Source organism: Curtobacterium sp. B8, from assembly GCF_000333315.1.
Taxonomy (GTDB): domain Bacteria; phylum Actinomycetota; class Actinomycetes; order Actinomycetales; family Microbacteriaceae; genus Curtobacterium; species Curtobacterium luteum.
On record NZ_BACW01000568.1, the window covers coordinates 1 to 8,573 of the forward strand.

The window sequence follows — 8,573 nt, forward strand, 5'->3', positions numbered from 1 at the left end:
GGGGAGCGGCCTCGGCAGCGGCGGGGTACGCTCTCCATGGTGAAGCTCTCCGGGGGTCTGGTCGAGGGAGTCAGCGATCTGTGCCATGAGTTGTATCAGTCCTTGAAGTCGTCGTGGCCGTCGTTACTGCGCGACCTGGTCGAAGGTGTACGCCTTGGGCTGCTGCGCGGCGTGCGGGTGCTCCGCGCCGGCGTAGACCTTCAGCTTCTTGAGCTGCTCACGGCCGAGGGTGTTCTTCGGCAGCATGCCGCGGATCGCCTTCTCGACGGCGCGGGTCGGGTGCTTCTCGAGCATCTCCGGGTAGGAGGTCGCCGTGAGGCCGCCCGGGTAGCCCGAGTGACGGTAGTAGACCTTCTTGGCGAGCTTGGAGCCGGTGAGGGCGACCTTGTCCGCGTTGATGATGATGACGTAGTCACCCATGTCCATGTGCTGGGCGAAGGTGGCCTTGTGCTTGCCGCGCAGGAGCGCAGCCGCGTGGGTGGCGAGGCGGCCGAGGACGACGTCGGTCGCGTCGATGACGATCCAGTCGTGCTGGACGTCTGCCGGCTTCGGGGAGAACGTACGAGTCACAGGAGTGCTGCTTTCGTGTCGAGGTGAGGAGTCCGTGAATCCCGCTCCGGTGGGTGTTCCCCGCGCGATGCACGTGGAACTGCCCGGTGGAGGGCTCATCTGACTGTCCGGCGCACGGGGCGCGCAGACCAAGGTGAGAGCCTACCCGACGCGGCTCGCGTTGTCGAACGCGCGCCGAGACGGACGGGAGGCACGGTGCCCGCTGGCACCGCGCCTCCAGTCCGTCAGGTGGTTCCGTCCGTCAGGACGGCCGTCAGCCGAAGAGGCCGCGCAACCAGGCGATCAGGGCCGCGATGGCGGCCGCGACCGGTCCGGCGCCGTGGCCGGGCTTCCCGGGTCCGTCACCGGGCTTCCCCGGTCCGTCGCCGGGCTTCCCGGGCTGCCCGACGCCCGGCAGGTCGATGCCCACCAGGATCGGGTCGTGGTCGCTCGCGCGGTACACGTCGTCGCGGTACAGGTCCGTGACGTTGTAGTCGTAGCGCGAGTACTCGAGCCCCACCGACTCGACCGAGTTGATGTTCCAGATGTCCACGCCCGTCACGGTCTTCAGGGCCGCCTTGGACGCGAACACGTGGTCGAGCGAACCGCTCAGGCCACCGAACACGTACGACCACTCGGTCGGGTCCTCGGCCGGGCCGAGGTCCGTGTACCCGGCGTCGTCGAGGACCCGCACCGGGTCCTCCTGGCTGTAGGCGTTGAAGTCGCCGAGCATGAACACCTTGTCGGTGCCCGCCGTCTTCTGCATCGCGGTCGAGAACGCCACGAGCGCCTTCGACTGCGCGACGCGCGAGGCGTTCGACGCGCCCTGGCCGTCGCCCTGGTCCGCGTCGGCTCCCGTGCCGGACCCCTTCGACTTGAAGTGGTTCGCGATGACGAGGAACGTGTCCGCCTTCTTCGGCTTCTCGACGCCCTTGCCCTTGCCGGGCTTCGCCACGACGGGGGCGAAGGCCTGGGCGAGCGGCTGACGGGCGTTCGCGAACGCGTCGGAGTCGGTCAGGATCGTCGACCCACCGACCGGCTGCACGCGGTCCTGCTTGTAGATGAGCGCGAGACGGATGACGTCCTCGCTGGCCGGGAGCTTCGCCGGCGACTTCGCGTACGCCCAGGTGTCCTTGCCGGTCGCCGCGTTCAGGGCGGACACGAGGGTCGCCACGGCGGCGTCACGGTCCTGGCCGAAGCGGGCCGAGTTCTCGATCTCCTCGAGCGAGACGACGTCGGCGCCGAGCCCGTTGATCGCCTTGACGATCTTCACCTGCTGGCGGCCGAGGTCGTCGGCGTTCGCGGCACCGCGGGCGTCGCACCCACCGCGCACCGTCACGGGGTCGCCGTCGCGGTCGGTGTAGTACGTGCAGCCGGTGAGCTGGTCGCCGGTGGTCGGGAAGTAGTTCAGGACGTTGAAGCCGGCGAGACGGATGTCGCCGCCGACGTTCTCCGGCGCGCTCGTGCGGACGTTCGAGAACGACGCCGGCAGGTCGGCCGCCGGGGTGGCACCGGTGATCGGCGAGGTCGGCTGGAACTTCCACGCGTCGTTGCGGTAGTCGAGGACGACCGGCTCGCGGAAGGTCGCGGCGGCGCCGACGGTGACCGGGCCCTGGGTCAGCCAGGAGACCGGGACCGACTGGTTCGCGGCGCTGAGGAAGTTCGTGCTGGCACCGTCGTCGAGGACGACCGTGCGCGCCGCGTTGTCCGCGGTCACGGCAGCGGCCTCGGCGCTGCCCGGACGCGCGACCTCGGTCGGCTGGAGCAGGCGCTGCTTCCCGGCCGCCAGGACGACCTCGCCGTACTGGTTGGTCGTGTAGTTGTCCGCGACCGTGTAGTCGCCTTGCGGAGCGATGAGCATGCTCTCGAGCGACTCACGCTGGGCGTCCGTGCGCGGGAAGGTGAGCGTGGCGGGGACGGGCTCCGCGACGCCCGCCTTCGGGAGCTGCTCGAGTCCGGCTGCGGTCGGCACCGTGAGCTCGGTCAGACCGTTGAACTCGGAGACCGTCCCGGTCAGCCGGACCGCGTCGCCGACCGCGACCTTCGCTGCGGTCGCGGCGGAGTACACGAAGACCGCGTCGGACGCGGTGTGCGTCGACAGGTCGAGCGCGCCGCCGGTGCCCGCGGTCTGGATCGTGTAGCCGGCGAACCCACCTGTCGCGTAGACCGCGGTGACGACCCCGTCGGTGCGGACGGTCCCGCCGACGTACGGCGAGGTGTCGCTCGTCCCCTGCAACTGCGCGATGGTGACCTGCTCGGCCGGTGTCGTCGGCGTGCCCGGGTCGGTCGGGTCCGTCGGCTGCGTCGTCTCGCCGGCGGCGTTCTCCGGAGTGATCGTGCCGGTCACCGTGAAGTCGGCCGCGTTCGAGTCGGTGTCCGCCGTGCCCGTGCGGGTCAGGGCGTCGGGGACGGAGTTGGCGGTGCCGGTCGTCCTGACCGCGGTCTCGAAGGTGTTCGACGTCCCGTAGCCGAGCAGGTCGACGACACCGGGCGTGCCGGTGGTCACCGCGCCGGCGGGCAGGGTCAGCGCGGTCGCCTGGTCGGCCAGCAGGAGCGTGCCCGTCGACCCGGACGGGTTGAGCCCGGTGACGGCGTCCGGCTCCGGGAGTGCGTCGCCGTTCGTGCCGTTCGAGCCCATCTGCACGAGGTAGGTGCCGTGCGCGGGCACCGACCCGGCGAGCTTGCCGACCGACGGGGCACCCGTGCTCGTCGCCGCGCGGTACTGGACCGACCACCCGTCGACGCTGATCGGGGCGTCGGTGGGGTTGCCGAGCTCGACGAACTTGTCGGTGAACGGCTGGTTCGCGCTGCCGCCCTTGAGGTAGGCCTCCTGGATGACGAGGCCGGTGCCGTCGGGGTTCGCGGACGCCGGGGCGGTCGCGACGAGCGGTGCGGCGAGGAGGGCTGCGGCGGTGACGGTGCACACCAGTGTGCGACGCGCCACCCCCGCGGAGCGTTCGGTTCGGAGCATGGTGACCTTCGCGTTCGTGGGTTGGCTCCCCCCGGTCGGGGGGCAACGACCCTCGGAACCTACCCGCCTGACCGGTCCCTCAGGTTGCGGTCAGGTAAATGATTGCGTCCCGGAACGATGTGCGGCGCGGACGACCCGTGGTCCGGTCGGTCCGGGGTCCTCGCGGCCAGTGGTCTGCGCAGCCAGTGGTCTGCGCAGCCAGTGGTCTGTGCGGCCCGCGCGGGTGCGATCAGGACGCGACGGGCACCCACGACCGTCCGACACGGTGCACGGCGGGCCCGTGTCCCGGGAGCAGGATCCCGGGGATCGGCAGCGCCCGCGCCGATTCGAGCGCCCGGTCCTGGTCGGCCGTGAAGAACGGCGTGATCATCCGCGGCCGCGGGGCCCAGGACGCCGGCTGGGTGTCGTGCCGCGAGACGACGGCGTCGCCGGTCACGACGGCGTCGGCGGCGGGCAGGAGGTACGCGGTCGACCCGTCCGTGTGGCCGGCCGCGGGCAGCGGGGTGATCGCCCGTCCCGCGAAGTCCGCCGCGGTGAAGGCCCGTACCGTGGGCACCTCGGTCGGACGGAGGGCGTCGGAGCCGAGCGCCCGCACGAGCCACCGCAGCACCCGCGGCGCCGCCAGCCGGCCGCCGATCTCGGCCGGGGTCACCTGCTGCCGGCCGGGTCCGCGGACGTTGTCGACCTCGTCCGCGTGGGCCAGGACCTCGACGTGCGGGAACCGCTCGAGGATCCCGGGGATGCCGCCGACGTGGTCGACGTGCCCGTGCGTGACGTAGACCCGGCGCAGGTCGTCCAGGTCGTGCCCCGCCCACCGCACGGTGTCGAGGACGAGGTCGGTGTCCGCGGGGTAGCCCGCGTCGATCAGGGAGACGCCGTCCTCCTCGGCGAGCACCACCCAGTTCGACACCGGCCCCTCGACGAAGACCACGCCGGGGGCGACGGACACGACGGAGCGGGCGGTGCGGGAGCTCATCCCCCGACCGTACCGGCGTCGGGGGCGTCAGCGGGTCCGTCGTCGGTCCGGCGGGCGCGGGTCTGCTCGGCCCGTGCCGCGAGCTCGTCGTCGGCGGGGTAGCCGACCTCGGTGAGGGTGAGTCCGCGGGCGGGCGCGACCGTGAACTCGCTCGTGCGCTGCTGCGCCGTCCGCAGTTCCTCGAGGCGCTCCGCGCCGAAGCGGCCCTCGCCGACCGCGATGGTCGCCCCGACCATCGCGCGCACCATGGAGTGGCAGAAGGCATCGGCCTGGAGGCTCGCCACCAGTGTGCCGTCCGGCTCGCGGTCCCAGCGGAACTCCTGGAGCGTCCGGATCGTGGTCGCGCCCTCACGCGGCTTGCAGAAGGTCGGGAAGTCGTGCAACCCGAGCAGTGTCAGCGCACCGCGCTCCATCGCCGCGGGGTCGAGACGCGTCGGGTGCCACGTCGTGTGCCCCCGTCGTCGTGGGTCGCGGGGGCTGTCGGCGTCCGCGACCCGGTACTGGTAGCGGCGCCAGAGCGGCGAGAACCGGGCGTCGACCCCCTCGGGCGCGACCGATGCCCGCGTGACACGACGTCCCCGTCCGGGGCCGCGATGCCGTTGACGCGCTTCACGAGCCCGTCCAGCGGCGAGCGCCCGGTGCTGCCGCGCTTGGCACGGAGGGCATCCCACTGCTCCGGGGCGAGGTCGAGGTGCGCGACCTGGCCGGTGGCGTGGACGCCGGCGTCGGTGCGACCGGCGACGGTGAGGAGCGGCGGTTCGCCCCAGCGGGTGAAGACCGTGGCGAGCGCGGTCTCGAGCGCCCCCTGGACGGTCCGGAGCCCCGGCTGTCGCGCCCACCCCGAGAACGCCGCGCCGTCGTAGGCGATGTCGAGCCGCAGCCGCACGCCGTCGGGGTTCTCGGTGTCGCTCACGCCCCCACGGTAGCGGTGTCAGCGGCGCGTCAGTGGCGTGTGAGCGGTCGGCGGCACGATCGACCCCGACATCGACGAAAGGAACCCCTCGATGACCACGACACCCCTCGCCGTGGAGGCCTCCGGCCTCGTGAAGACCTTCGGGACGAACCGCGCCGTCGACGGTGTCGACCTCCGTGTGGAGGCCGGCACGGTCTACGGCGTGCTCGGGCCGAACGGCGCCGGCAAGACCACCACGATCTCGATGCTGGCGACCCTGCTCACGGCGGACGCCGGCGAGGCCCGCGTGTTCGGACACGACGTCCGGCGCGAGGCCCAGACGGTCCGCTCGCTCATCGGCGTGACCGGCCAGTACGCGAGCGTCGACGAGACGCTCAGCGCGACCGAGAACCTCGTCATCTTCTCGCGGCTGCTCGGGCTCTCCCGGCGCGACGCCCGCGCGAAGGCGTCCGAGCTGCTCGAGCGGTTCGGCCTGACCGAGGCCGCGTCCCGGCCGCTCAGGGCGTTCTCCGGCGGCATGCGACGGCGGCTCGACCTCGCGGCGAGCCTCATCGCGCAGCCGCCGCTCATCTTCCTCGACGAACCGACCACCGGCCTCGACCCCCGGACCCGGGCGCAGATGTGGGACACCATCCGCGAGCTCGTCGCGACGGGGTCGACGGTGCTGCTCACCACGCAGTACCTCGACGAAGCGGACCAGCTCGCGGACCGCATCGCCGTGATCGACCACGGACGGGTCGTGGCCGAGGGCACGGGCGACGAGCTCAAGGCGTCGATCGGCACCTCGTCCCTGCAGCTCCGGCTGACCGACGGGCTCCGGCTCGACGCCGCCAGGGCGATCGTCCGCACGACCCTCGGCGTCGACGCGGTCGCGAGCCCGGAGGGCTCGCGTCTGACCGCCCCGATGACCGCCCCCGACCGCGTGACCGACCTGCTCGTCTCCTTCCGCGAGGCCGGCATCTCCCTCGCCGAGATGAGCGTGCAGAAGCCGACGCTCGACGAGGTCTTCCTGACCATCACGGGCGCCCCGGCGGAAGCCGAGGACGACGCCCAGCGCGAGCTCGAAGGGAGCATCGCATGACCACCATCACCCCCACCCCCACCAGCGCCCCGCGGGTGACGCCCCGAGCCGGGGTCGGCTCGTCCGGCCTCGGCGCGACGGTCCGGCAGTCGTTCACGATGGCCTACCGCGGGCTCGTGAAGATCCGGCGGACGCCCGAGCAGCTCTTCGACGTCACGCTCATGCCGATCGTCTTCACCGTCATGTTCACGTACATCTTCGGTGGCGCGATCTCGGGCGACATCGACAGCTACCTTCCCGTGATCATCCCGGGCATCCTCGTGCAGACGAACATCACGTCGTCGATCGTCACCGGTGTCCAGCTCCGCGAGGACATGGACAAGGGCGTGTTCGACCGCTTCAAGTCCCTGCCGATCGCGCGCATCGCCCCGCTCGCCGGCGCCCTGCTCGCCGACACCGTCCGCTACGCCATCGCGACCACCATCACGTTCACGGTGGGGATCATCATGGGACTCCGGCCGGAGGGCGGTGCGGCCGCGGTGGTGCTCGCCGGGCTCCTCGTCATCGTCGTCGCCTGGGCGATCAGCTGGATCTTCGCCTACTTCGGGGTGATCGCCCGGACCGCGTCGAGCGTCTCGGGGATCGCGAACCTCGTGCTCTTCCCGCTGACGTTCCTGTCGAACGCGTTCGTCCCCGTCGACACGCTGCCGAGCTGGCTCCGCTGGTTCACCGAGGTCAACCCGGTGTCGCACCTCATCACCGCGGTCCGCGAGCTCGTCAACCACGGTGCGGTGACCGGCGACCTCTGGATCAGCCTGCTCGGCGCCGCGGTCATCGTGGCCGTGTTCGCCCCGCTGACCGTCCGCTCGTACATGCGCAAGGCCTGACCCCGGTCGTCAGTCCCGGTGTCGCCGTCGGACCGCGTCCCGGAGGTCCTCGAGCAGCACCCGTGTCGCCGCTTCGGCCTCGTCCCGCTCCCAGCGGGCCGAGGCCGTCTCGGCGTCCGCGAGCACGTCGTCCCCGACGGCCGCCGCCAGCAGTGGCCGGAGGCGGGCGTGCGCGAGCACCGCGAAGTCCTGCCGGGTACCGAACCGGCGCGCGAGCGCCCAGCACCGTGCTGCTTCGGCCGTGAGGCCGTCACGGGCCGCGGCGACCGCGAGTCCGGCGAGCGTCGTCCCGACCACCGGCAGGTCGGTCCACCAGGGCCGGACCCGCAGGAGCGCGAGCGTGGCGTTCCGCATCCGACGGGCGACCTCGCGCTCGGCGTCCGCGAGACCGGCGCCGCCGCCCCGGGTCTCGTCGACGGCGGCGATGCGTGCCGCCCCGGCCATGAGCCGCCAGTTCGGTGCGGGTCCGCGGCGCTCGGCGGCCACCTCCCACGCGGCCGTGTACTGCTCGGCGGCTGCCGCCGGGTCGCCCTCCGCGCGTCGGCACTCGGCCTCGATCGCCAGCACGACGACCGCGACCTGGGACCCGTCCGCCTCGGGCCCGCGGCCCCCGGCGGGCCGGTGCTGCAGGTCACGCGCGACCGACCGTGCCCGGTCGACGTCGCCGATCGCCGCTGCGGCGAGCCCGACGGACCACCCGATCTCCGAGAGGTCGTCGTCGGCGCCGAAGCGCTCCAGGCGGTCCCGAGCCGCCTCGGCGACCGCCAACGCCTCGTCGTAGCGCCCGCCCTGGGCGAGGAGCTGCGTCATCGTGACCGCGGACGTGCCGGTCGTCCACGCGTCGCCGGTCCGCGCCGCGAGGGCCTGTGCGGCCGCGGCGTACCGGAGTGCCGCGGCAGGGTCCCCGTCGTTCTCGGCGAGCGGCGCGCTGAGCAGGTTCGCGATGCAGGCGACGCCGTCCTCGGGGTCGTCGCGGAGGCGGGCGAGGAGCGCGGTCGCCTCCGCGGGCCGTCCGACCGTGAGGAACACCGCGACGAGAGCGTCGACGACGGGCTGCCCCGCGGTCGACGTCCGCCGCCACCGTCGGAGCGTCGAGCGCGCCCAGGCCGTCGTCCGCCGGTCGTCGAACGCCGCGGCCGCTCCGACGACGACGAGGCAGACGTGCGCCGCGACCCGGTCGTCCGGCGCCGGGGGCTCGCGTCGGAGCAGTCCGACGACGTCCGGGCCGACCGCGGTGATCTCCCCCTGCGGCCACG

General features: G+C 72.8%; 6 protein-coding genes and 1 pseudogene. 2 read left to right on the forward strand and 5 right to left on the reverse strand.

Features of this window, described 5'->3' with window-relative positions; genetic code table 11:
• Positions 1-123: 123 nt before the first annotated feature.
• The 4 genes and pseudogenes from rplM to I59_RS20185 all read right to left on the reverse strand — a co-directional run bounded on the left by rplM (position 124) and on the right by I59_RS20185 (position 5,382).
• A complete protein-coding gene (gene rplM / locus I59_RS15405) occupies positions 124-570 on the reverse strand; it encodes a 50S ribosomal protein L13 (protein WP_022904636.1) in 447 nt (148 codons plus the stop codon).
• Between the two features lie 253 nt (positions 571-823).
• Complete coding sequence (locus tag I59_RS15410) at positions 824-3,520, reverse strand: ExeM/NucH family extracellular endonuclease (protein ID WP_022904637.1); 2,697 nt, start codon at positions 3,518-3,520, stop codon at positions 824-826.
• Between the two features lie 229 nt (positions 3,521-3,749).
• Entirely contained in the window at positions 3,750-4,496 is a 747-nt protein-coding gene (locus I59_RS15415) for an MBL fold metallo-hydrolase (protein WP_022904638.1), read from the reverse strand.
• Positions 4,493-5,382: pseudogene (locus I59_RS20185) on the reverse strand (tRNA pseudouridine synthase A). Before I59_RS20185 ends, I59_RS15415 begins: the two are co-directional and overlap by 4 nt.
• A gap of 118 nt (positions 5,383-5,500) precedes the next feature.
• Here I59_RS20185 and I59_RS15425 point away from each other — a divergent pair.
• Positions 5,501-6,490, forward strand: coding sequence for a daunorubicin resistance protein DrrA family ABC transporter ATP-binding protein (locus I59_RS15425; RefSeq protein ID WP_031274035.1), 990 nt, complete (start codon positions 5,501-5,503; stop codon positions 6,488-6,490).
• Entirely contained in the window at positions 6,487-7,317 is an 831-nt protein-coding gene (locus I59_RS15430; RefSeq protein WP_022904639.1) for an ABC transporter permease, read from the forward strand. Before I59_RS15425 ends, I59_RS15430 begins: the two co-directional genes overlap by 4 nt.
• Before the next feature lie 9 nt (positions 7,318-7,326).
• Here the strand turns inward: I59_RS15430 and I59_RS22960 are convergent.
• Positions 7,327-8,573, reverse strand: a 1,247-nt coding sequence (locus I59_RS22960) for a hypothetical protein (protein ID WP_022904640.1), incomplete at its 5' end; no start/stop codon positions are given.